The 23,807-nt window shown below is 42.9% G+C and carries 22 protein-coding genes; 16 read left to right on the top strand and 6 right to left on the bottom strand.

Translation table 11 applies throughout. The annotated features are described in order from the left end of the window. Window positions 1-36: 36 nt before the first annotated feature. Window positions 37-1,188 carry an N-acetyl-alpha-D-glucosaminyl L-malate synthase BshA gene (gene bshA, locus ACRZ9O_RS07220; protein WP_459457779.1) on the top strand — a complete coding sequence of 384 codons (1,152 nt, stop codon included), beginning with the start codon at window positions 37-39 and terminating at the stop codon, window positions 1,186-1,188. Here bshA and folK read toward each other — a convergent pair. Next, window positions 1,172-1,657 carry a 2-amino-4-hydroxy-6-hydroxymethyldihydropteridine diphosphokinase gene (gene folK, locus ACRZ9O_RS07215; RefSeq protein WP_459457777.1) on the bottom strand — a complete coding sequence of 162 codons (486 nt, stop codon included), beginning with the start codon at window positions 1,655-1,657 and terminating at the stop codon, window positions 1,172-1,174. The genes bshA and folK overlap by 17 nt on opposite strands. Before the next feature lie 26 nt (window positions 1,658-1,683). Between folK and ACRZ9O_RS07210 the strand changes: the two genes are divergently transcribed. After that, window positions 1,684-2,253 carry a YqgE/AlgH family protein gene (locus ACRZ9O_RS07210; RefSeq protein ID WP_459457775.1) on the top strand — a complete coding sequence of 190 codons (570 nt, stop codon included), beginning with the start codon at window positions 1,684-1,686 and terminating at the stop codon, window positions 2,251-2,253. On the opposite strand, the gene recG is transcribed toward ACRZ9O_RS07210, so the two are convergent. Then, on the bottom strand, window positions 2,250-4,349 hold the full coding sequence (recG, locus tag ACRZ9O_RS07205) for an ATP-dependent DNA helicase RecG (protein ID WP_459457773.1): 2,100 nt from the start codon (window positions 4,347-4,349) through the stop codon (window positions 2,250-2,252). The genes ACRZ9O_RS07210 and recG overlap by 4 nt on opposite strands. 61 nt (window positions 4,350-4,410) lie before the next feature. Between recG and ACRZ9O_RS07200 the strand changes: the two genes are divergently transcribed. Genes ACRZ9O_RS07200 through ACRZ9O_RS07185 form a run of 4 tightly spaced genes read left to right on the top strand, consistent with a single transcriptional unit; the run spans window position 4,411 to window position 7,169 of the window. Beyond that, window positions 4,411-4,926 (top strand): NADH-quinone oxidoreductase subunit B, encoded by a 516-nt coding sequence (locus tag ACRZ9O_RS07200; protein WP_130922779.1) that lies wholly within the window; start codon window positions 4,411-4,413, stop codon window positions 4,924-4,926. Window position 4,927: 1 nt separating this feature from the next. Continuing rightward, window positions 4,928-5,407, top strand: coding sequence for an NADH-quinone oxidoreductase subunit C (locus ACRZ9O_RS07195; protein WP_459457771.1), 480 nt, complete (start codon window positions 4,928-4,930; stop codon window positions 5,405-5,407). Then, a complete protein-coding gene (locus ACRZ9O_RS07190) occupies window positions 5,404-6,279 on the top strand; it encodes a glycosyltransferase family protein (protein ID WP_459457769.1) in 876 nt (291 codons plus the stop codon). The genes ACRZ9O_RS07195 and ACRZ9O_RS07190 overlap by 4 nt, the downstream gene beginning before the upstream one ends. Further along, entirely contained in the window at window positions 6,279-7,169 is an 891-nt protein-coding gene (locus ACRZ9O_RS07185; RefSeq protein WP_459457767.1) for a glycosyltransferase family 2 protein, read from the top strand. Before ACRZ9O_RS07190 ends, ACRZ9O_RS07185 begins: the two co-directional genes overlap by 1 nt. On the opposite strand, the gene ACRZ9O_RS07180 is transcribed toward ACRZ9O_RS07185, so the two are convergent. Next, window positions 7,159-8,067 carry a glycosyltransferase gene (locus tag ACRZ9O_RS07180; RefSeq protein WP_459457765.1) on the bottom strand — a complete coding sequence of 303 codons (909 nt, stop codon included), beginning with the start codon at window positions 8,065-8,067 and terminating at the stop codon, window positions 7,159-7,161. The two genes, ACRZ9O_RS07185 and ACRZ9O_RS07180, sit on opposite strands and share 11 nt — an antisense overlap. Window positions 8,068-8,124: 57 nt before the next feature. On the opposite strand from ACRZ9O_RS07180, the gene ACRZ9O_RS07175 reads away from it, so the two are divergent. From ACRZ9O_RS07175 to nhaD, 3 genes are all read left to right on the top strand, one after another. Next, complete coding sequence (locus ACRZ9O_RS07175; protein ID WP_459457763.1) at window positions 8,125-9,960, top strand: ABC transporter ATP-binding protein; 1,836 nt, start codon at window positions 8,125-8,127, stop codon at window positions 9,958-9,960. Between the two features lie 85 nt (window positions 9,961-10,045). Beyond that, window positions 10,046-11,248, top strand: coding sequence for a pyridoxal phosphate-dependent aminotransferase (locus ACRZ9O_RS07170; protein WP_459457761.1), 1,203 nt, complete (start codon window positions 10,046-10,048; stop codon window positions 11,246-11,248). A 1-nt stretch (window position 11,249) separates the two neighbouring features. Next, entirely contained in the window at window positions 11,250-12,503 is a 1,254-nt protein-coding gene (gene nhaD, locus ACRZ9O_RS07165; RefSeq protein WP_459457759.1) for a sodium:proton antiporter NhaD, read from the top strand. Here nhaD and ACRZ9O_RS07160 read toward each other — a convergent pair. Together ACRZ9O_RS07160 and ACRZ9O_RS07155 are read right to left on the bottom strand one after the other, a co-directional pair. Further along, entirely contained in the window at window positions 12,500-13,171 is a 672-nt protein-coding gene (locus ACRZ9O_RS07160) for a phosphatase PAP2 family protein (protein WP_459457757.1), read from the bottom strand. The genes nhaD and ACRZ9O_RS07160 overlap by 4 nt on opposite strands. Continuing rightward, window positions 13,171-14,388, bottom strand: coding sequence for a peroxiredoxin family protein (locus tag ACRZ9O_RS07155; protein ID WP_459457755.1), 1,218 nt, complete (start codon window positions 14,386-14,388; stop codon window positions 13,171-13,173). The genes ACRZ9O_RS07160 and ACRZ9O_RS07155 overlap by 1 nt, the downstream gene beginning before the upstream one ends. A gap of 127 nt (window positions 14,389-14,515) precedes the next feature. On the opposite strand from ACRZ9O_RS07155, the gene rsmH reads away from it, so the two are divergent. The 7 genes from rsmH to ACRZ9O_RS07120 are packed head-to-tail and all read left to right on the top strand — an operon-like array spanning window position 14,516 to window position 23,144. Continuing rightward, window positions 14,516-15,430 carry a 16S rRNA (cytosine(1402)-N(4))-methyltransferase RsmH gene (gene rsmH, locus ACRZ9O_RS07150; RefSeq protein WP_459457753.1) on the top strand — a complete coding sequence of 305 codons (915 nt, stop codon included), beginning with the start codon at window positions 14,516-14,518 and terminating at the stop codon, window positions 15,428-15,430. A gap of 1 nt (window position 15,431) precedes the next feature. Continuing rightward, entirely contained in the window at window positions 15,432-15,812 is a 381-nt protein-coding gene (locus tag ACRZ9O_RS07145; protein WP_459457751.1) for an FtsL-like putative cell division protein, read from the top strand. Window positions 15,813-15,814: 2 nt separating this feature from the next. Beyond that, on the top strand, window positions 15,815-17,965 hold the full coding sequence (locus ACRZ9O_RS07140) for a penicillin-binding protein (RefSeq protein WP_459457749.1): 2,151 nt from the start codon (window positions 15,815-15,817) through the stop codon (window positions 17,963-17,965). Between the two features lies 1 nt (window position 17,966). Continuing rightward, a complete protein-coding gene (locus ACRZ9O_RS07135; RefSeq protein WP_459457747.1) occupies window positions 17,967-19,385 on the top strand; it encodes a UDP-N-acetylmuramoyl-L-alanyl-D-glutamate--2,6-diaminopimelate ligase in 1,419 nt (472 codons plus the stop codon). A gap of 51 nt (window positions 19,386-19,436) precedes the next feature. After that, on the top strand, window positions 19,437-20,621 hold the full coding sequence (gene mraY, locus ACRZ9O_RS07130) for a phospho-N-acetylmuramoyl-pentapeptide-transferase (protein WP_459457745.1): 1,185 nt from the start codon (window positions 19,437-19,439) through the stop codon (window positions 20,619-20,621). 13 nt (window positions 20,622-20,634) lie between these two features. Further along, a complete protein-coding gene (locus ACRZ9O_RS07125) occupies window positions 20,635-21,873 on the top strand; it encodes a 3-phosphoshikimate 1-carboxyvinyltransferase (protein ID WP_459457743.1) in 1,239 nt (412 codons plus the stop codon). Beyond that, window positions 21,870-23,144 carry a metal-dependent hydrolase family protein gene (locus ACRZ9O_RS07120; RefSeq protein WP_459457741.1) on the top strand — a complete coding sequence of 425 codons (1,275 nt, stop codon included), beginning with the start codon at window positions 21,870-21,872 and terminating at the stop codon, window positions 23,142-23,144. The genes ACRZ9O_RS07125 and ACRZ9O_RS07120 overlap by 4 nt, the downstream gene beginning before the upstream one ends. 65 nt (window positions 23,145-23,209) lie before the next feature. Here ACRZ9O_RS07120 and ACRZ9O_RS07115 read toward each other — a convergent pair whose 3' ends face one another. Further along, window positions 23,210-23,755 carry a DUF6580 family putative transport protein gene (locus ACRZ9O_RS07115; RefSeq protein ID WP_459457739.1) on the bottom strand — a complete coding sequence of 182 codons (546 nt, stop codon included), beginning with the start codon at window positions 23,753-23,755 and terminating at the stop codon, window positions 23,210-23,212. Window positions 23,756-23,807: the final 52 nt, after the last annotated feature.

Raw genomic sequence — 23,807 nt, 5'->3', positions numbered from 1 at the left:
ATTACAAATTTACATTCTTTCAGCTAAATTTAAGGCATGAAAATAGGGATCGTTTGTTATCCGACGTATGGCGGAAGTGGTGTGGTGGCAACAGAACTGGGCAAAGCATTAGCATTGGCAGGTCATGAAGTACACTTTATTACGTATACGCAACCCCCGAGATTGGATATTTTTTCGGAGAATATCTTTTACCACGAAGTTTCTGTGGCTTCTTACCCCTTATTCGAATACCTGCCTTATGAGTCTGCCTTAGCCAGTAAAATGGTGGATGTTACCATCAATGAGAAGTTGGATTTAATCCACGTGCATTACGCGATTCCGCATGCTTCAGCTGCTTATTTAGCCAAGCAGATTTTGAAATACAAGGGCATTCACGTGCCGGTCATCACCACTTTGCACGGTACTGATATTACGTTAGTAGGTCGTGATCCGTCTTTTGAGCCGGTGGTTACTTTCTCGATTAATGAATCCGATGGGGTAACAGCTGTTTCAGAAAGTTTGAAGAATGATACGTATGATGAATTTGAGATTTTGAGTCATATCGAAGTAATTCCCAATTTTATCGATTTACAACGTTTCCAAAAACGTCCACACGAGCACTTTAAGAAATCCCTTTGTCCGAACGGCGAGAAGCTGTTAATGCACACGTCGAACTTTCGGAAAGTGAAGCGTATTGAGGATATCGTCCGCGTTTTTGCGCTAGTGCGCAAAAAGATTCCTGCAAAATTAGTCTTAATCGGTGATGGTCCGGAACGTTCAGGAATTGAAGTTTTATGTCGTGAACTGGAGGTGCAATGCGATGTCCGTTTCTTAGGGAAGATGGACGGGATTGAGGAGGCTTTGTCTTTAGCGGATCTATTTTTACTCACCTCTGAAAAAGAAAGTTTCGGTCTAGCTGCCTTAGAAGCGATGGCCTGCGAAGTACCTATTATTTCATCCAATGCCGGCGGTATTCCAGAAGTAAATATTCACGGGGTAACTGGTTACGTAAGTGAAGTAGGTGATGTGGAAGATATGGCGGCTAATGCCATTAAAATGCTATCTGACCCTTTATTGCATGATCAAATGAAGGCGAATGCCCTGAAACGTGCGCAGGAATTTGATATCGTAAAGATCTTGCCCCTGTACGAAAAGTTCTATGAACGCATTACCTCGAAAAGTTGGAAATTTCCTAAACAGAACGATTAACCTGGCTGCTATCTTCGCATTCTTCTAATAAGGCTAGCATAGTTTTGTTCGAAGCAGGGTATGTAAAAGAGGGTGCTATCTCTGCCAGCGGAGCTAGAATAAACTTACGTTCAGCGATACGCGGATGTGGAATACTCAAATCGGATTCTGCGATGATCATATCCCCAAAAAATAAAATATCTAAATCAAGCGTTCGCGGTCCCCAGCGTTCTTTCCGCTCTCTTCCAAACTCCCGTTCGATGGCAAGTAATTCTCCTAAACAAGCTTGAGGTTGCAGCCCAGTACTCACTAATAAAACTTGATTTAAGAAGTCAGCTTGTGGGATGGGTCCCCAGGCTTCGGTTTGGTAAATGGAGGAGTAAACCGAAATTTTTCCTATTTTTTTTTCAATTAGCGGGTAGGCACCCTCGAAAATTTCCCGGGTATTTCCTAGATTGCCGCCTAAAGAAAGGAAGAGCTGAGTGATCATCTCTTAAAATTACTAATTTCTGCGCTATGCACCCGAATTATTCTGTGGAGGATTTAGAACCCGGCATGCTTTTGTTAGCCGAGCCCTTCTTAGAGGACCCCTCTTTTCATCGTTCGGTGATTTTGCTTTGCGAGCACACGAATGCACATTCTTTCGGTTTGGTGCTGAATAATAAACAAGAAATTGTGTTCGATTCTTTTGTGGATGAGAAGGTGCTGGAGGATGTTCCTTTGTATTCAGGAGGGCCGGTGGATCCTACGATTATGCAGTTTGTACACCGCAGGCCTGATTTAATTCCGGATGGGGTGTTGATAGGGCCAGGAATTTATTGGTCCGGAAGTTTCGAAGTGGCTATCGATAAAGTGGTGGCTGGGGAGATCGGATTTGATGAAATTAAATTCTTTATTGGCTATTCGGGTTGGGGAGCGGGTCAGCTGGAGCGCGAGGTGAAGTCGAATGCTTGGATTTTACATCCGGGGAATGATAAATTAGTGTTTGATGAGTCGCATGAGCGTTTATGGCGTAAGATTATGTATGCCAAAGGTGGTGATTTCAGAGTACTCTCCACCTATCCAGACGATCCTAATTTGAATTAAGAAATTCTTGCCCAGTTGGTCGTGTCTTTTCGCTGGGAACGGACTTGTTCCCGGATCATTTGATAACCAGGCTTTTCAAGATTAGGATCCTCCTCTAAGATTTTTTGGGCTGTTTCCCGGGCTACTTTTAGTATTTCGCCATCTTTAGCCAGGTCAGCGATCATCAAATCGATGGCACCGCTTTGGCGGGTGCCGGAAATGTCTCCTGGACCACGCAATTGCAAATCTACCTCGGCGATCTCGAATCCATTATTGGTTTTAACCATCGTTTCGATCCGCTTTTTGGTGTCTGCGCTGATTTTATAGCCGGTCATCAAGATGCAATAACTTTGTTCTGCTCCTCGACCCACCCGACCTCTGAGCTGGTGTAATTGCGATAAGCCAAATCTTTCCGCGCTTTCGATGATCATAATGGAGGCGTTAGGCACATTTACGCCTACCTCGATCACGGTGGTGGCTACCATAATTTTTGTCTCGTTTTTCACGAAACGAGCCATCTCTATATCCTTATCAGCAGGTTTCATTTTGCCGTGCAAGATTCCCAAAGGAACCTCGGGGAATGCCCGCGAAATACTTTCGTAACCATCCATTAAGTCCTTGAAGTCCATTTTCTCGGATTCTTCGATCAGCGGATAGACAATGTAGATCTGTCGGCCTTTGCTTAACTCGTTTTGGATAAAGCCAAATACTTGTAATCGGTGACTGTCGTAGCGATGTGTGGTCTGAATAGGCTTGCGCCCCACGGGTAATTCGTTAATTATCGAAATATCTAAATCTCCATAAAGCGTCATAGCTAAAGTCCGCGGAATCGGTGTCGCCGTCATGACTAAAATGTGGGGATGGAACGTTTTGTTTTTGTCCCAAAGTTTCGCCCGCTGCGCCACCCCAAACCGGTGCTGCTCATCAATAATACACATTCCCAGGTTCTTGAACTGTACAGAATCCTCGAATAAAGCATGTGTGCCCACCAAAATCTGTAATTTCCCAGACTGCAAATCCTCATGTAATCCCACGCGGTCTTTCTTCTTGACAGACCCGGTCAGCTTCGCAATCGTGATGCCCAATAAATCGGCAAACTGCTTTAAACCTTGGTAATGCTGGTCAGCCAAAATCTCTGTAGGTGCCATCAAACAGGCTTGCGTCCCATTATCAATCGCCAAAAGCATGGAAATAAAGGCCACAATCGTCTTTCCAGACCCTACATCTCCTTGTAGCAATCGATTCATCTGCTGTCCAGACCGCATATCGGCAAAAATCTCGCGTATCACCTGCTTCTGAGCATTGGTTAATTCGAAAGGCATATGCTCTTGGTAGAACGTCGTTAATAACGCTGCTGAAGAGAAGACTTGTCCCGGGAAAGCGACTTTTCGAATCAAATTCTGCTTAATCAAGCGCAATTGATTATAAAAGAGCTCCTCGAATTTCAACCTGCGGCGAGCCTGGTGAAGCCACGTTTCGCTTTGGGGTAAATGAATATGGTATAAAGCCTCCTGCTTGGAAATTAACTTAAACTGAGAGGTTACATCCCCCGGCAAAGTCTCTCTTATGTAAGGAAACGCAATTTCTAGTAAGTTTTTTTGTAGGGTAGCTATCGCTTTGCTGTCGATGTATTTCTTGCGAAGCTTCTCCGTTAGGGGATAAACGGGCTGGAAATATTTCCCCGATGCCTGTTCCCCTTTGTAGACCTCCATCTCTGGGTGGGTCATTTGAATCGTACCATTGAAGCTGGTGGGCTTGCCATAAAAGAGGTAGTCGACACCCGTATTCAAGGATTTTTCGAGCCATTTTACCCCTTGAAACCAAACGATTTCGATGCAACCCGTTGCATCACACACTTGTGCGACAATGCGTTGACGATGTCCTGCGCCTATTTTTTCTTTGAAACGAATTCGGCCCACAAACTGAGCATGTTCCATCTCGTCCGTAATGGAGGCGATGGGATGAACTACCGTGCGGTCTTCGTATCGAAATGGAAAATATTGAATCAAGTCACCATAGGTGAACATCCCTAGTTCGGTCTGAAGCAGCGTTAGCTTCGCTTGGGTCATCCCGCGGAGTTTAGCTAAATCAGTATCGAAAAAAGGTACGAGTGACATGCACGAAAAATTTTGTGAATTTAGGTATATTTACAGAACGATTGCGAAAATAACCCCAAACATGAAGAGTTTTTTAGACCAAGAATTTGAATCCGACGGCTTTGTGTTGAGCAATGTGGAGGATTTATTTAATTGGGCGAGGGCTAGTTCGCTATGGCCCATGAGTTTTGGTTTAGCGTGTTGCGCGATTGAAATGATGCAAGCATTTGCATCAGGATATGATTTAGATCGTTTTGGGGTCTTCCCAAGGCCTTCCCCGCGACAATCTGACGTGATGATTGTGGCCGGAACCGTCACCTTTAAAATGGCGGATCGCATTCGCCGTCTGTACGAACAAATGCCAGAGCCTCGTTATGTGATTTCCATGGGTTCTTGCGCAAATTGTGGAGGTCCTTACTGGGAACACGGCTACCATGTGGTGAAAGGAGTGGATAAAATTATCCCGGTAGACGTCTACGTTCCGGGTTGCCCTCCACGTCCCGAGGCACTTTTAGGCGGCATCATTAAATTACAACAAAAGATCAGCCAGGAGACCCTTGTGGCTCCTACACGCATATTAGAAGCCTTAAACAAATAGGATGGAACTCTCAGCGATTCAAGCATTCTTGCAAGCAGAATTTGGTTTCGAATCCCAGTGGGAGGAGGAATTAAGTCGATTGACTTTGCCTGCGGAGCAGATTTTGCCGGTTTGTGATTTCTTGTGGAAAAATCCAGCCACCTATTTTGATTCTCTTTCCTGCATCACGGCCATCGATCAAGGCCCAGAAGCGGGTAAAATGGAGGTTGTTTATACCTTGTATTCTATCCCGAATCATATCACTTTACATTTGCGAGTGATTTTAGATCGAGCAAAACCTAGCGTATCCTCTGTTTCATCAGTCTGGAGAACGGCGGATTGGCACGAGAGAGAGGCGTTCGATTTCTTTGGCATCGAATTTACAGGTCATCCTGATTTACGCAGAATATTGCTTCCAGAAGACTGGGAGGGACATCCATTGCGCAAAGATTACGTGGAACAAACGAAATACCACGGTATTCAAGTGAAATACGATCGATGAAAATAGCCGGATTTACCTTTATTCGAAATGCGGTGAAGAACGATTATGCCATCGTGGAAGCCATTACGTCTATTTTGCCCATCTGTGATGAGTTCGTGGTGGCGGTGGGGAAGTCGGAAGATGAGACTTTGGCCTTAATTCAATCAATTCCCTCTGATAAAATTAAAATTCTAGAGACCGTTTGGGATGACTCGAAACGTGACGGAGGTGCCACATTCGCCCTAGAAACGAATAAAGCACTTCAGGCGATTTCTCAAGATGTGGATTGGGCTTTCTACATCCAAGGCGATGAATGTGTACACGAAGCTGATTTGCCCATAATAAAAGCATCGATGGAGTCGAATTTAGCGGATAAAAACGTGGAAGGTCTACTCTTTCATTACCGCCATTTTTATGGTTCCTACGGTCACGTGGCTGTTTCGCGCCGTTGGTATAGAAGAGAAATTCGAGTAGTAAAAATGCACTCGGGTATTCGTTCTTATAAAGATGCACAGGGATTTAGAAAAGACGGCCAAAAGCTAAAAGTGAAATTAATTCCGGCCCATATAAATCATTATGGCTGGGTGAAACCGCCAGAAGGGCTGAATAATAAGGTGCGTAACTTTACGCAATTCTACCACGATGATGATTGGTTAGCAGAGAATGTACCGGCAGATTACCAGTTTGATTACGGTAATGCAGAACGCCTGTTCCGATTTGAAGGCACGCATCCAGCCGTGATGGCGGACCGCGTGGCACGATCGAACTGGCCATTCTATTTTGATCCGGTCGAATTAGAAAAGAAAATGACTTTCCGCCGCAAGATTTTGCAGAAGATCGAAGACCTCACGGGTTACCGCGTGGGTGAATACAAAAACTACCGCATGCTGTAATGGAAGAGTCGATTCAATTTTTCCCAGCATCCCAGGCGCCCACTAATCCCTATTTTTCCATCCTCATTCCGAGCTGGAATAATTTGGCCTACTTGCAATTATGCATCGCGGCCATCCGAAAAAATTCGACCACTTCATTTGAAATCATTTTGCATTTAAATGAGGCCAAAGACGGCTCGAAAGAATGGGTCGAATCACAAAAGGATATTGCTTTTTCGTATAGCGGTGAAAATGTGGGCGTTTGCTATGCGATGAACGCGATGGTCAAGCTAGCACACGCGGATTATTTCTTGTATTTGAACGACGATATGTACGTGCTGCCTAATTGGGACGGTTTTCTGAAAGAGGAAATCGAACTCATCGGACACACGGAATTCTTTTTATCAGCCACAGCTATCGAGCCTAAAGCCCAAAGCGCTTGTTCCATTCAGGCCGATTACGGCCGGAATATGGCCACTTTCGAGGAAGACAGGCTTCTAGAAACTTATAAATCGTTGCCTTTCGAAGACTGGCAAGGAGCGACTTGGCCGCCTAACGTGGTGCACCGTTCCTTATGGGATAAAGTGGGAGGTTATTCGAATGAATTTACGCCTGGGATGTATTCAGATCCTGACTTTTCGATGAAATGCTGGCAAGCAGGTGTCCGCTTGTTTAAGGGAATTTCCCGGAGTAGGGTCTACCATTTTGGATCGATTTCCGTGAAGCGTGTGAAACAGAACAAGGGCTATTATCAGTTTATTCGCAAGTGGGGGATGACCTCGTCTACTTTATCAAAATATTATTTACGAAGGGGGGAGAAATTCGATGGGCCGCTTGTGCAAGGTCCAATTCCAATTCCGGTGCATTTGAAAAATTTGTATTACCGTTTAAGTCTATTTTTTAGAAAATAGAAATAAGTAGCTTAAAGCAATACAGTATATTTCCTAGGTCAGATTTTCCTTTATAAGCTAACATCGTTTGGCGATTTGTAAATAAAATACTAAATCTTTGAATACTTTTTGAAATGGAAGATCCAGCGCAAGCAGAAGCGAACTTTTTCAGCACTTCTTTGTTTTGTCCTACAGGACATCTTTCATAAATCAAGTTTAGTCGCGCTAAAATGAGCGCTTTCCGCTCTTTCTTCGATATAGATTTTTTGGAAGTCTTGTTTAAATTAGCTCCAATGGTATTTGTGGCGTGTTGTCGGTAATGAACTAAGGGTGTGGGTAGGTAGGTAATTCCGCTAGCACACGTTGCCGCAAATCCAATTAAATAATCATGTGTAACAAAATCTACCACAGGTAAAGCAAAGGGCAATAGATCCTTTCGAAATAACATACTATGACCAGGAGCCCAAGCCCCTAAAGTGTACATTAATGGACTGCTATAAGCAATCTGTCGTTTAAGGTCAGACATTTTTTTACCCATCAGATTCCCAGAACTATCGACTAGTTCAGAGTCTGAATACACCAAGGAATGATCTCCAATCACGGCAACTAATTCAGTGATTTTGGATGGAAGCCAGTAATCATCTTGATCTGAAAGCGCTATAAATTCTCCTTGCGCTTTTAAAATGCCCGTTTCAAATGTTTTACGATACCCTTGATTTAGCTTATTTTGGATGAGTAAAATTCTTTTATCCGTAGCTGCATAGCTTGAAAGTAGTTCCCAAGTCCGATCTGTCGAGGCGTCATCCACAAAGATGAATTCTAAATTCGAATAGTTTTGCGCCAGTAAACTGTCGACCTGTTCTGGGAGGTATTTTTCCCCATTAAAGGTGGCCATTACAATGGAAATTAAAGGCGACATTCGGATTAGTTTCTGAAAATTGTCGTAATTTGACCAAAATTTTGATAAAAAGCCGCATTGAAAACATATTTTCGTTTATTGAGCTATGCCGTTTCAATCCGTAAGTATGTGATTCCATACTTTGGGTTTTCTTTGCTAGCAAGTTTGTTTGGCATCTTAAATTTTACCTTGCTGATTCCTTTGCTAAACGTACTGTTTGACCAATCAGCACCAGAGAATTTCCAGATTTACCGCGTTCTACCTGCTTTTTCGCTAAGCCCCTCTTATTTCTCTTTATTGTTCAATCACTATTTTTATGGTGCATTGGAGAATTTTGGTCGAATTGGCGCATTGCAATATGCCTGCGGAGCCATTTTGGCTTCGGTGATTTTGGCGAATTTTTTCCGTTATTTCTCACAAAGAGTGCTTAAAAGGGTTGAAGCGGATACCATTTTCTCGTTACGTCAAGCCGTTTTTGAAAGAGCCATCCGTTTAGATTTAAGCTATTTCACTGAGCAGAAAAAAGGAAACCTGATGTCTCGTTTAACGACGGACGTTCAGGAAGTGGAAAATAGTATTGGCCGAGCCTTTACGGCAACTTTTAAAGAGATCTTTACGTTGGTTTTATTCTTCGTTTTCCTGGCAAGTATGTCGGTAAAACTTACCTTATTTTCATTGATCATCTTACCACTCTCGGGGTCTGTCATAGCCACAATTTCGCGAAGATTAAGGCGAGCAGCTGGCGAGGTTCAGCAGCATTTGAGTGGAATTATTAGTTTGCTCGATGAGACTTTCGGGGCGATGCGCGTGGTGAAGGCTTTTCGGGCGGAGAGAATGATGGATGCGCGCTTTTACGCAGGAAATGATCGGTACCGAAATTCCTTGTTGAGGATGGTTTTTCGCCAAGAATTAACATCACCCACCTCTGAAGCTTTAGGGGTATTCGTTCTAACGGGTATTTTATTGTATGGAGGTAGTTTAGTTATTAGCGGCGAAGGTGAATTGACGGCTTCTACCTTTATTGCCTTCATTGCTACTTTTTCTCAGGTAATGCGTCCTGCTAAGTCAATCGCTGATGCTTTTAGTGGCATTCAACGTGGAATAGCTTCTGCAGATCGCATTATTGAAATATTAGATACGGAATCTGAAATCGTAACGGAAGAACCGATTACGAAAGTGGAAGTATTTACGGATAAAATCAGCTTCCAAAAAGTCGGTTTCGAATATGTGAAGGGGCGCTCTGTGTTGAAAGAAGTGAGTTTTGATATTCCTAAAGGTAAAACGATCGCCCTAGTTGGAACTTCTGGAGGAGGAAAGTCCACATTGGCGGATCTATTGCCTCGTTTTTACGATCCATCGTCAGGTGTGATTACTTTGGATGGAGTACCGCTGAAAAATATACCTTTGGACGACTTAAGGGGCTTAATGGGCATTGTGACCCAGGAATCGGTCTTATTCAATGATACAATATTCAGTAACATCGCTTTTGGGGCGGAAGCCACTTTAGCAGAGGTGCAAGCTGCTGCAAAAATTGCGAACGCACACGATTTTATTTCAGCGAATCCGGAAGGCTACGAAACGATCATCGGGGATAGGGGTTCTAAATTATCAGGGGGCCAAAGACAACGCATCTCCATCGCCCGCGCTGTTCTCAAAAATCCACCCATCTTGATTCTGGATGAAGCAACGAGTGCTTTAGATAACGAATCTGAAAAATTGGTACAAGAGGCTTTAAGTCATTTGATGGAAAACCGCACGGTTCTAGTCATTGCGCACCGCTTGTCTACAATCCAACATGCTGACCAAATTTTAGTCGTTCAGCAAGGTGAAATCATCGAGCGAGGTACTCACGAAGAATTGATGAAGATCGAGAAAGGGGCCTACGCGATTTTGGCACAAGGTATTACAGCCTAATTTTTACACATTTTATTAGCTTATCCGTCTGCAAAAAAGTAATTTTGCAGTCGATTTTATATACAAATATTCGTTTCTAAATACCATGTCACAAGCACAATTAGCCCAAAGAATTCAAGCATTAGAAGAATCCTCTACTTTAGGGATGACGAAAAAAGCGCGCGAATTAGCAGCTCAAGGTCACAAAGTAATCAGCCTTTCCGTAGGAGAGCCGGATTTTAAAACACCAGCTCACATCTGTGAGGCAGCAAAAAAGGCAATTGATGATGGTTTTCACGGGTATTCACCTGTTGCAGGTTATCCAGACTTGCGCATGGCGATCGCGAATAAATTAAAGCGTGATAACAACTTAGAGTGGGGTTCAGAAAATATTGTAGTGAGCACGGGCGCAAAACACTCCCTAGCAAACGCAATTGCAGCTTTAATTAACCCAGGCGATGAAGTAATCATTTTCTCTCCGTATTGGGTTTCATACTCGGAGATGGTGAAACTAGCGGAAGGAACTTCGGTGATCGTTCAAGGTGCTTTTGAAAATAATTTCAAAGTTACGCCAGAGCAATTTGAAGCTGCCATCACCCCTAAAACGAAAATGGTGATGTTCGCATCTCCTAACAATCCAACAGGATCGGTTTACACAGAATCAGAATTGCGTGATATCGCAAACGTGGTAGCACGTCACGAAAATATCTTCGTCCTAGCAGATGAAATCTATGAATACATCAACTTCACACAAGGTGGTCACTTTTCAATCGGATCTATTCCAGAGATCAAAGAACGAGTGATCACGGTGAATGGAGTGGCGAAAGGTCACGCCATGACAGGTTGGAGAATTGGTTTTATTGCAGCCGCTAAATGGATTGCAGACGGAATTGAAAAATTACAAGGTCAAGTCACTTCAGGAACGAACTCGGTCGCTCAAAAAGCGGCGGTAGCAGCCTTTAACGGTACATTGGATCACGCGTACGAAATGAAAGCGGCTTATGATCGCCGTCGTAAATTAGTGGTTGAAAAATTACGTGAAATCCCAGGATTTAAAGTGAATATGCCGGAGGGTGCATTCTATGCCTTCCCTGATATTTCTTATTACTTCGGAAAAACAGATGGTACTACGGTGATCAATGATTCAGATGATTTCTGTTCATGGTTATTAGCCGATGCTTTTGTGGCAACAGTAGCGGGTTCTGGTTTCGGTGCACCAGATTGCATGCGTATTTCAACTGCTGCTGCAGACGAACAATTAGTAGAAGCTTGCGATCGCATTAAGGCGGCCGTGGCTAAATTAAAATAAGATGGGAATCGCGTCCATTATTTTCTTTATTCTAGGATATTTAGCTATTACGTTAGAGCATCCTCTAAAGATTAATAAAACAGCTACTGCCTTGGTTACCGGTGTACTTGTTTGGACGCTCTATGCGATTTCTACAGGAGATGCCACTGAATTAGGGCATCATTTAGCGTCTACTTCGGAGATCTTATTCTTTTTGTTAGGTGCGATGACGCTAGTGGAATTAGTCGATGCCCACCAGGGTTTCTACTTCGTCTCTCGATTAATTAAAACTGACAAGGTGATTAAACTGCTATGGATAGTGGGTTTGATCACCTTTTTTATGTCTGCCGTTTTAGACAATTTGACAACCTCCATCGTGATGGTCACCCTGCTTCGTAAGTTGATTAGCCATAGGGAAACACGCAAGTATTTTGTCGGTATCGTAGTCATCGCTGCGAATGCTGGAGGTGCCTGGTCACCCATTGGTGATGTGACGACGACGATGCTGTGGATTGGAGGCCAAATATCAGCTACCGGCATTATTCAAAGTTTATTATTACCTTCTTTGGTTGCTTTATTTGTCCCTTTATTCATCGCTTCTTTTGTCTTGAAAAAACAAGCTATTGGGCAGCCGGCAGTCTCTGCAGCCTTAAGTTCGATAGAAGAGCGAGATGGAAAGATCATGCTTTTCGCGGGTGCAGGGTCCTTAATTGGTGTTCCCATCTTCAAAACATTAACTCATTTGCCTCCCTATATGGGTATTTTGTTGGCCTTGGGTTTGGTTTGGATTTTGTCAGAACTATTGCATTCAGAAAAAGATGAGGAAGCTAAAAAGCATTTGAGTGTGGGTTATGCCTTAACTAAAATAGATACCTCCAGCATTCTCTTTTTCTTGGGAATTCTTTTAGCCATTGGCGGTTTGGAGTCTTTCGGTTATTTGCACGCACTTTCTGATCAATTAGCACACGCATTAGGTAATCAAAACCTAATCGTCACCATCATTGGTTTGGCTTCTGCCGTGGTTGATAATGTACCTCTTGTGGCAGCTACGATGGGAATGTATACGTTGACTGATTTTCCGATGGATCACACGATGTGGGAATACTTGGCATTCTGTGCCGGAACGGGTGGTAGTATCCTGATAATTGGATCTGCAGCAGGAGTTGCCGTCATGGGAATGGAGAAAATCGAATTCGGCTGGTACCTGAAAAAAATAGGCTTTCTTGCCTTAATGGGGTATTTTGCAGGTGCTGGCTTGTATTTACTATTGCACTAAAATCCAACAGTCATACGCGCACCATAATACGCTGGTGCCACTTGAGGTGTCAAGGTAAAACGATTCAGTTTTTGCCATTGTGTACGCACTTTAGGGTACAATATATAGGCTAATTCTGCCGAAGCGATACCAATAGCCGAACCCATTAACACATCTGTTACCCAATGCTTATTGTTTGCGATGCGTAAAGCCCCAGTTGCGGTGGCCAAAGCATATCCAGCAATGACAAATTCGGGATGTGTATCTCGGTATTCATGCGCTAAAATAGTCGCTCCGAAAAAGGCGGTGGCTGTATGGCCAGAAGAGAACGTTTTTTCCGTTCCGTCAGGTCTAGCCTCTGTGATCGCTAATTTTAATCCTTGAGTAGTCGCTACATAAATTCCGGTACCTAGAAGAAATACTCCTGCTTGATCGAAAGCCTCTTCTTTGCTCTTAAATTCAGCGATATTTAAGCCCACATACATCGCTGCAGGTCCGTATTGAATATAGTCATCCAGTGGAGTGACATGACCCTGAGCCACAATTTTCGTTTGAATCTGTTTTGCAAATGGGTTGTAGGTTAATCCACTTGCGATACCTAAAGCTAGAGGAGTCTTCCACTTTTTAAAAGACGGTTTCTCTGCAAATGCAGAAAAGGGAATAAGGCAAATTAGGGCTAGAATTTTCATTATTTCTCAGCTAAAAGGCTCTGAATCGTATGCTCAAATTCAGCAATCCAATCCACATAATATTTCCCGGTTCCAGGCCCGGAGAATCCGGTTTGAATCACTCTAACAATTCCTTTTTTATCGATGATAAAAGTGGTCGGATAGCCGTTCATCTTACCAAGCATAGGTAGCACTTGAGCAATCGTTTTGTCCTCTGCCGTACCTGCAAATAGGAGGGGATAGCTGATGCCGATTTTCTTTTGGAAGTTATTTATTTTCGGACCAGAAATCGCTAGGTCTGCTGAATTTTCAAAGGAAAGACCTATCACCTCTACGCCTTTATCCTTGTATTTCTTGTAAAAAGGAGACAAATACCTTGACTCATCCAAACAGTTTGGACACCAAGACCCCATTAATTCAATAACGACCACTTTATTTTTGAAGCGCTCATCTTGCAAACTAATAAGCTCGCCTGACGTAGTAGGTAATTTGAAATCGATTCGGTCGTAACCTGGTTTTAGGAAGCTCAATTTCTTCAAATCCGGTAAAGCCGCTGCTGGGTTAAGTGAGGCAAGCATATTTCTTTCACCATTTAATCCAGAGGTGAATTTTCCAGCGAGTTTAGTGCCTGTAATTTTGGTTTTTATTAAATACAAGTTGCTACCATCGAAATAACTAAGCAATAAGCTGTCTCCACTGACATTTCCTTGCAGAAATCGGTAATCACCTGAGATGCGTAAAACAGTTCCACTCACTTGGCTGCCGTTTTGTTCGAACACGCCTACTCCTGGACTATGGTTTGTGGCATCGTTAAAGAAATCGGCCATCCATTTGCCGCTGACGTTTACCGTTGCTGGCTTAAGGTTTAAAAACCGGTCTGCGATGCCTGATTTTGCTGTAACAGCTAGTTTAAATAGGGTACTTCCATTTTTTTTCTTGACGAAAAACCCCTTCATCTCTGAGGTTTTTGAAATGTCAAAGACTAATTCTGATTCATATAAATCAAATGGAACTACTAAGGAGTCCGCTCTTAAATAGGATTCACCTAGGCTTGATTTTTCGGATCCATTGATCAATTTAATATCCCATTGTCCAGGAACTGATCCCGCATTTACTTCAAATTGAAAAGGTAATGGCCCTCCATGTGTAGAAATTTCCGCTCGCCAAAATCCCGTCAACGGAGATTGTGCAGTGCAATAAAATGAGCTCAAGATTAAAAGTAGAAGTATCTTTTTCATTCAGGTATTTGAAAGGCGTTTGGGCAAAGATACGGGTTCGAAACTAGTCACAAAAAAAACCGCTACAAATTCATAATTTGATGGCATAGCCGAGGGATAATTTGTATTTTTGTTTTCAGCCAAAAATATGTCAGAAAACACCTACCATACCTCCGTCATGTTGCACGAATGCATCGATGGTTTACACATTGATCCTTCGGGTACTTATGTGGATGTGACCTTTGGAGGAGGAGGACATTCTAAAGCAATTCTAGCTAAACTGGGTCCAGAGGGAAGATTGTTTTCTTTTGACCAAGATCCCGATGCGTGGGAGCAGGCAGAAAAGATCGATGACGAGCGTTTAACATTAATTACGGCAAATTTCCGCCACTTAGAGAAATATTTGCGGTTGCAACGCGTGAAACAGGTAGATGGTATTTTAGCGGATTTTGGAGTATCCTCCTTTCAATTAGATGCACCTGAAAGAGGCTTTTCGATTCGTTTTGATGGCCCTTTGGACATGCGGATGGGACCCTCGGCGTCTATGACTGCTGCGGAATTATTGAACAGCTATTCTGCTGACGAATTACAACGCATTTTAGGCATGTATGGGGAAGTGAAAAATGCCCGAACTTTGGCCCAAGCTATTATACAAGCCCGTACAAGAAAAGCCCTAGAGACCACGCAGGAATTTAAAGAAATTTTGAATAAATTAGCTCCTAAACACCGGGAGTTTAAATACTTCGCTCAGGTCTTTCAGGCGATTCGAATTGAAGTGAATCAAGAGCTAGCCGTCATCGAAGAATTTTTAGCACAAGCCCCAACCGTTTTGAAACCAGAAGGTAGATTAGTCATCATGTCGTTTCATTCGTTAGAGGATCGTTTGGTGAAGAATTTTATTAAAGCAGGGAATGTGCAAGGGAAAGAAGATAAGGATTTGTTCGGGGTGGTACACCGCCCCTTGGAGTCGGTGATTCGCAAACCAATCACCGCCTCGGAAGAAGAATTGAAATTAAACCCGCGCTCTAGAAGCGCTAAATTAAGAATAGCGTCTAAATTATAATATGGCAACACCGATCGAACCAAATCAGGAAGGGGCTAAGCGAATTTCATCACCTAAAAAGGAGGGGATCTTTGATTCCATCTTCAATATCGATTATTTCACGGGTGGTGAGCTGCCTGTCATGTGGGTGAAAAGAATTGCTTTCGTAGCCTTTTTGACCCTCGTTAATATCTATTATTCGATGTTAGCGGATGGAAAACTACATCAAATACAGAAGGAGAAAAGTGCATTAGAAGAGGATCGGGCAGATTATACAACGCAAAAAGCGGAGTACATGAAAGTAAGTAAGCAAAGTAATTTGGAAGAAACCTTAAGGCGTTACCAGATAGGTGTAAGCACGATTCCTCCTACTAAAATCATCATTAAAGTAGACAAAGATTAGTAATGGCTAAAGAGAAAAGACCTAATATTCGGGGCTTAATTACAAGACGTTTTTATTCGTTTTTTATTATCATTTTGGCTGTTTTCTTGTACCTACTTTTCAGTTTGTACAAGGTGGTCGTTTTAAAAGGACCTAGATTTCGCTCGGAGGCAATGGCTACCTATGTAAAGAAGCGGAAGATCGAGGCGACGCGAGGTAACATCTATTCAGATGACGGAAGTTTGTTGTCTACTACTTTGCCTAAATACCGTTTAGGGATGGATCCCTCTGTATTGACAGGGAATACGAAAGCTGATGAGTTTTACAAGCAGCACATTGATGGCCTAGCTGCGGCGCTTTCTAATTTCTTTAAAGATCGCACAGCAGATGAATACAAGGAGAAAATTGCGGCTGCTAGACGCAGTGGTCGAACTTATTTGCTGTTGAATAATCGCCTATTGGATTACCAAGAAAAGAAGAAGGTATTGAGTTTCCCTTTGTTTAAGGATGCAAAAACATCGAATCAATCGGGGGTTGTTTTTGATAAGATTAATGTGCGTTACGCACCCTTTGGCCAAATGGCTTATCGTACCGTCGGATATCTAAAAGACTTGCGTGATAAGGGCCGCGTGGGAATTGAAAATAGTTTTGACAAGGAATTACGTGGTGAGTTTGGTGAGGGGATGTATGAGAAAATGGATAATAACACCTGGCGTCCAGAGCCTGGCGATGAGCCTAAGCTGCCGGTAGCTGGGGTAGACTTACACTCTACTTTGGATATTAATATCCAAGAGATAGTGGAATCTGCCTTATTAAATGGGATGAAAATCTTTAAGGGGAATTATGCGGTGGCGATTGTGATGGAGACCAAGACTGGTAAAATCAAGGCTTTATCGAATATTGCAGCTAATCCGCTCTCACCCACAGGTTATTCTGAAACCTATAATTATGCTTTATTGGAGGCACGCGATCCCGGATCGGTATTTAAGTTACCATCGATTATGGCGGTTTTGGAAGAAAAAGAGTATGCTTTAACCAAGATGGTAAATACCGGTGATGGGAAGTTTCGTCTGTATAATGGTGTGATGTCGGATTCCCATCCGCTCGGAACCATTTCCTTAGAGCAAGTGATCACAAGCTCTTCTAATGTGGGTACGATGAAATTAGTGCAAGAGGCTTTTGGAACTTCGAATAACGAGAAGTTTTACAATTACTTGAAAAAATATCACCTGATTGAATCGTTAGACTTTCAATTAAAACCAAGTAGAAAACCTGTTTTTCCTGTCCCCTCTAAATGGGATGGATTGCAACTTCTTTGGTCTTCTGTAGGTTATTCGACGCAGTATACACCCTTACAAATTCTAGCCTTTTATAATGCGATTGCGAATAATGGCTACTGGATACAGCCTTTGATAGTTAGTAAGGCGACGCGTGGAGATGAGGTCGTGGTGGATTATACGGCCTCTCAAGTGCGTGACTCGAAGCCTTTGTGTTCGCCAGAGACCTTACAAAAATTAAGAATTATGTTGGAGGGTGTTGTGACGAAAGGAACGGCTAACAATATCAAGGGTTCTGTCTACGGTATTGCCGGAAAAACAGGAACTGCCCAACGAACTGTGACCGGGGCGAAAGGCTATCGAAAAGGAAATTATTACACGACTTTTGCGGGCTATTTCCCAGTTAAGAATCCTAAATATACGATGATTATCGCCGTGGACGAGCCTAAGGGTAGTGCAGAAGGCACCTATGCGCGTCAGGTTACTGCGCCGGTATTTAAGGAAATTTCGGATCGCATCTATTTGCGTGACATGAAGTTGCAACAAACATTACAAGGCTATTTGCCAGATTCATTGAATAAAAACAAATTAGCACATACCCTTCATCCAGCTGATCAAAACATCTTATTCTCTCGTTTGGGCTTGCCTAAAGTAGAAGAAAATGGACAGTGGTTGAACTTTAATTTGGAGAAGAAAACGGTGAAAAATCAGGCGCTTACCATGACCCCTAAAACAGTGCCGAACGTGGTAGGTATGAATCTGCGGGATGCCTTGTTTGCGTTAGAAAACAAAGGTTTGAAGGTTCGGGCGAATGGTTTTGGGACCGTAACGAATCAATCCATTCCTGCCGGCTCAGCTGCCGCAAAAAACAGTTTAGTCTTTATTCAACTGCATTAAGATGGCACAAATCGCTTTATTTCCAGGAATTGAAATTCAACAGTTGTGCTTTGACTCCCGTAAGGCAGTGTCAGGTTCCGTATTTTTTGCCATTCCAGGAACGCAGGTGGATGGTCATTCCTTTCTGGCTCAAGTATACGAGCAAGGATGCAAACATTGGGTGGTGGAAAAAACACAAGCAGATCTTCCAGCGGATGTAATTTGTGTGCAAGTGGCTGATTCGAATCAAGCGTTAGCGGAGGCTGCGGCTGAATTTTTTGGTCATCCTTCGAAGAAATTAAAATTAGTAGGGATCACAGGGACAAACGGAAAAACGACCACTGTGACGTTGTTATTTGAATTGTTTAAGCGTTTGGGTCATCGCTGTGGATTGATTTCGACCGTGGTGAATAAGATAGAGGATAAGGTTATCCCTTCGACGCACACGACGCCAGATGCATTAAGCTTGAATGCTTTATTAGCTGATATGGTTTCGGCGGGTTGTAGTCATGCCTTCATGGAGGTGAGTTCGCACGCTGTCGTTCAGAAACGTATTCACGGGGTGCAATTTTCAGGTGCCATTTTCTCGAATATTACCCGCGATCACCTAGACTTTCACGAGACATTTGACGAATACATTAAGGCCAAAAAAGGTTTCTTTGACACCCTACCCGCATCTTCCTTCGCGTTAACAAATGTAGATGACAAACGCGGAATGGTGATGTTACAGAACACAGCGGCGAAGAAATATGGTTTCGGCTTGTTGAACGCAGCGGACTTCAAAGCGAAAATTATCAGCAACGGAGTAGGCGGTTTGCAATTAGAGATCGATCACCAGCAAGTACATGCACAATTAATAGGGACTTTCAATGCCTACAATTTGTTGGGAATATACGCTGCGGCACTGTTATTAGGCGAAGAATCTCACGAAGTATTGGTGCAGATTTCAGCCCTTAAAACAGCCCCAGGTCGTTTTGAGCAATTAGTGGGATCCCAGCAAAAAATGGGGATCGTGGATTATGCCCATACGCCTGATGCCTTGGAAAATGTTCTGAAGACGATTCAAACGATTCGGGATAAGTCACAGCGAATCATTACAGTGGTGGGTTGTGGTGGAAACCGGGATACAGGGAAGCGCCCTATTATGGCGGAATTAGCCGCAAAATACAGTGATTCAGTAGTATTGACTTCGGATAATCCGCGTAAAGAAGATCCGGAATTGATTTTAGACCAAATGGAAGCGGGTGTTCCAGTTGAATTAAAATCAAAAGTACACCGTGTTTCTGATCGTAAAGAAGGGATATTTTATGCGGTTCGGGAATTAGCGGGTGCAGGAGATATCATTTTAGTGGCTGGAAAAGGCCATGAAAATTACCAAGACATTCAGGGTGTGAAATACGACTTTGATGATAAAATAGTCCTTGGGGAGGCGTTTAGTTGAGTTTGAATTCCCCTCGAATTTTTGCAATTTTATAAATTAAAAACCATTTAGATGCTTTATTACCTGTTTGAATACCTAGACAAGACCTTGAATATTCCGGGCGCCGGTGTGTTTCAATACATCACCTTCCGTGCTTTCGCGGCGATTATTACGTCTTTAGGTATTGCAGCTATTTGGGGTAAATCAGTGATATACCGTTTGCAAAGATTACAGATCGGAGAAGAAATTCGGGATTTAGGATTAGAAGGCCAAATGGCTAAAAAAGGCACTCCTACGATGGGAGGCTTTATTATTTTGTTGTCTTTGTTGATTCCTACCCTATTATTTTCGAAGATTACGAATGTATATATTGTACTATTGGTGACTTCAGCGATTTGGTTAGGAGCGGTTGGTTTTGCAGATGATTACATCAAAGTATTCAAGAAAAACAAAGAAGGTTTATCGGGTAAATTTAAGGTGATTGGCCAAATCGGTTTAGGCATCATCGTAGGTTTAACGATGTATTTTAATCAGCATATCAAGGTTCGTGAATTCGCTACTGATGGTACCTTTGTAGATCATAAATCGCTGGTAACGACCGTTCCTTTTATGAAGGATAACCAGTTCGATTATAACATGCTATTGCCTAGCTTTATTCCCGATGAATATGTGTGGATTGTATACGTTTTAGTCGTTATTTTTATCATTACGGCCGTTTCGAATGGCGCCAATATTACGGACGGTATCGATGGTTTAGCGGCTGGTACTTCAGTAATTATCGGTATTGCCTTAGCTATCCTAGCTTACGTTTCTGGAAACAAGGTGATTTCACAGTATTTAAATGTCATGTTTATCCCAAATTCCGGGGAGCTCGCCGTCTTTTGCGCGGCCTTCGTAGGGGCTTGTATCGGTTTTCTTTGGTATAATGCGTATCCGGCACAGGTATTTATGGGCGACACAGGAAGTTTGATGTTGGGTGGAGTGATTGCGACTTTAGCGATCGTGATCCGCAAAGAGATGTTGATTCCCGTATTATGTGGCATCTTTTTAATTGAGAATTTATCCGTCATCATTCAGGTGGCCTATTTTAAATATACAAAACGCAAGTATGGAGAGGGGCGTCGCGTCTTTTTGATGTCGCCATTGCACCACCATTTCCAAAAGAAAAATTACCACGAATCGAAGATCGTCATTCGCTTTTTAATCGTTGGAATTATCTTAGCGGTTCTGTCATTAGTCACTTTAAAATTGCGTTAGTCGCAGCCCTGTTTTGAGTCAAATTACTTTATTTCCACGTTCGTCGTCTTTTGCAGAAATCATCCCTTTGCCGGCTTCTAAGTCCGAAAGCAATCGAGCTTTAGTGATTAATGCGTTAGCTAAGGGAACGATTGAAAATCTTTCTAATCTAGCGGAGGCACGTGACACGCAAACGATGATTCGATTGTTGTCTGAGAATGGTGCGGAGGCGGATGTATTAGATGCGGGAACGACGATGCGTTTTTTGACGGCCTATTATGCGGTGACGGGTGCCACGAAAAAAATGACGGGAACACCTCGCATGTGCGAGCGCCCTATTGGTATTTTAGTGGATGCTTTAAGAACGCTGGGAGCTGATATTACCTATTTGAACCAAGAGGGATATCCACCCATGCAATTAAATGGTTTTTCCTTTCAAGGTAATCGCGAAATCTCGATCCGTGGCGATGTGAGTTCGCAGTTTATATCAGCCATCTTGATGGTAGCTCCTTTGCTGCCTGATGGTCTGAAATTGCAGATCACGGGTGCTTTAGGATCGAAGCCTTATATCGAAATGACATTGGCTCAGATGAAGCATTTTGGTATTCATTCTATTACTGATTGGTCTAAAGGAAGCATCGAGATTCCTGCTCAAAAATACACTTTGCATCCTTTTGCTGTGGAATCGGATTGGTCTGGTGCCAGCTATTGGTATTCGATGGTGGCTTTGTCCCCATTTGAAGAAAGTTCATTAGAATTATTAGGCCTTAAGGAAGATTCCTTGCAAGGTGATTCGGCGATCAAAGCCATTATGGAGCCATTAGGTGTAAAAAGTACGTATACGGGTCGTGGTTATTTGTTGACCAAAATCCCTGCGCAAGCTTCTTTGACTTGGGACTTCACAGATTGTCCAGATTTAGCCCAAACGATTTGCGTTATAGCTGCGGTCAAGAATATTTCGTTGACTTTAACAGGATTAGAGTCCTTGAAAGTAAAGGAAACCGATCGCGTGCTAGCCTTGCAGCAAGAATTAAAGAAATTAGGGGCAAGTTTAGTGGAAAAAGAAGCCAATCACCTGTACGAAGTGATGGGGGATTTTTCGACAGTTTCTACTATTCAACCTATTGAGACCTATGACGATCACCGCATGGCGATGGCCTTCGCTCCGGTAGCCATGCAAAAAGAAATTACCCTATTGGATCCTTCGGTAGTGAATAAAAGCTATCCAAGTTTCTGGAAACATGTTTCAACCTTAATAACATCTAAACTATGAAAAAAGTATTGACCCTGGGTTTAAGCCTAGTAGCATTCGCTAGTTTTGCCCAAAAAACGATTTTACACTGCGGTTCTTTAATTGACGTGAAAACGCAGACGGTTTTGAAAAACCGTTCGATTGTGGTGGAAGGAAAGAAAATTGTAGCCGTTTCTGAAGGCTTTTTAAGTCCTGCAAAAGGAGATGTAGTGATTAACTTGAAAGATAGAACGGTGATGCCGGGCTTGATAGATTCACATGTGCATCTTGAATCAGAAACAAATCCAGGCGCCTATTTAGATCGCTTTGTGAAGAATCCAGGTGATGTGGCTTACCAGGCTTTAGTGTATGCAAAAAGGAATTTGATGGCAGGATTCACTACGGTGCGTGATTTAGGCGGTACTAACGTCGTAATTAGTCTTCGCAATGCCATTAATAAAGGTTTGGTTGAAGGCCCACGTATTTTTACAGCTGGAGTTACGATCGGGACAACCGGAGGTCACGCGGATGATACGAATGGTATCAATGATGCATTCAAAAAGGATTTAGGTCCAGAAGATGGCGTTGTAAATGGAGTGGCTGATGCGGCTAAAGCGGTGCGTCAACGCTACAAGGAAGGCTCTGATTTAATTAAAATCACAGCAACCGGTGGTGTATTAAGCTATGCTAAAGATGGAGCAGGTGCCCAATTTACAGATGAAGAAATACGCACAATTGTGCAAACAGCGAAAGATTACGGCTATAAAGTCGCCGCACACGCGCATGGAAAAGATGGCATGAAACGCGCCGTATTAGGCGGTGTTACCTCTATCGAACACGGAACTTATATGGACGAAGAGGTGATGGAATTGATGAAAAAGATGGGAACTTTTTATGTGCCTACGGTTATTGCCGGACGTTCTACGGCAGATTCGTCTAAGATTCCTAACTATTACCCGGAAATGGTGGCTAAGAAAGCCGCTGCTATTGGACCGATCATTCAAGGAACTTTTGCGAAGGCTTACAAGGCTGGTGTGAAGATTGCCTTTGGTACGGACGCAGGCGTTTTCGGCCATGGTAAAAATGGCTATGAATTCGTATTGATGAATGAAGCAGGAATGCCTGTTTTAGAGGCGATTAAATCAGCGACGGTAACGGCGGCGGATTTATTAGGCCAAAGTGATTTGATCGGATCCATCGAGGTAGGGAAAGCGGCAGACATTGTTGCGGTACCAGGTGATCCAGTGGTAGATGTGAAGTTAATGACGAAGGTGAACTTTGTGATGAAAGACGGAAAGATCTACAAAAACTAGATAGGAATAAATAAAAAAGGGTCGGCTCGCATGCGCAAGCCGACCCTTTTTTTATGGTTGAAAGTCTAGCGCAACGCTGGAACTTGTTTTTTCAATACTTCAAAAGCTCCGAAAAACAATCCTGAGAATAAGAATTGACTAGCTATCGTATTCTTTAAGAAAGGAATACCGGCTGCGTAGCAGCTTAACAAACCTGTTAAATCTCTCGTGTAGGTATGGTCTGGCGACACCCAAGAGTTGAAATTAGAAATCAAAAAGAACCCGACTGCCGCGACTACATTTGTACCGATAAAGCGAGAGGTACTTGCGTTCGCATTTTGGCCTAATAAAGCAATTAAGGCGAATGCGAGCATATGATAACCATCAATTCCGAAGGAGAAACCTGGGAAAAAGGCGTCATATAAGGTATTGTTAAGGATCAAATTAGACCCCCAAACCGCTAGTAAAGTCCAAGCTACTGCTTGTTTGCGGTTGTGTAAATAAGCACCTACAAAAAGGGCCATAGAAGCCATAGGTGAGAAGTTAGCCCAACCGGGTCCGGCTAAAATCAATAAACGACTCGCGATAGCAAGTAAGATAAAAGCGATAATCGTGGTATTTCTTTTTGACATGGTCTTTAATTGGATTCCAAATAATTTCCAAAGGTAAAACAAAAGCCGTAAT

The sequence above is a fragment of the Aquirufa sp. HETE-40SA genome, from assembly GCF_054558635.1.
The sequence above is the reverse complement of the archived record's forward strand: the minus strand, read 5'-3'. Positions and strand labels throughout refer to the sequence as shown.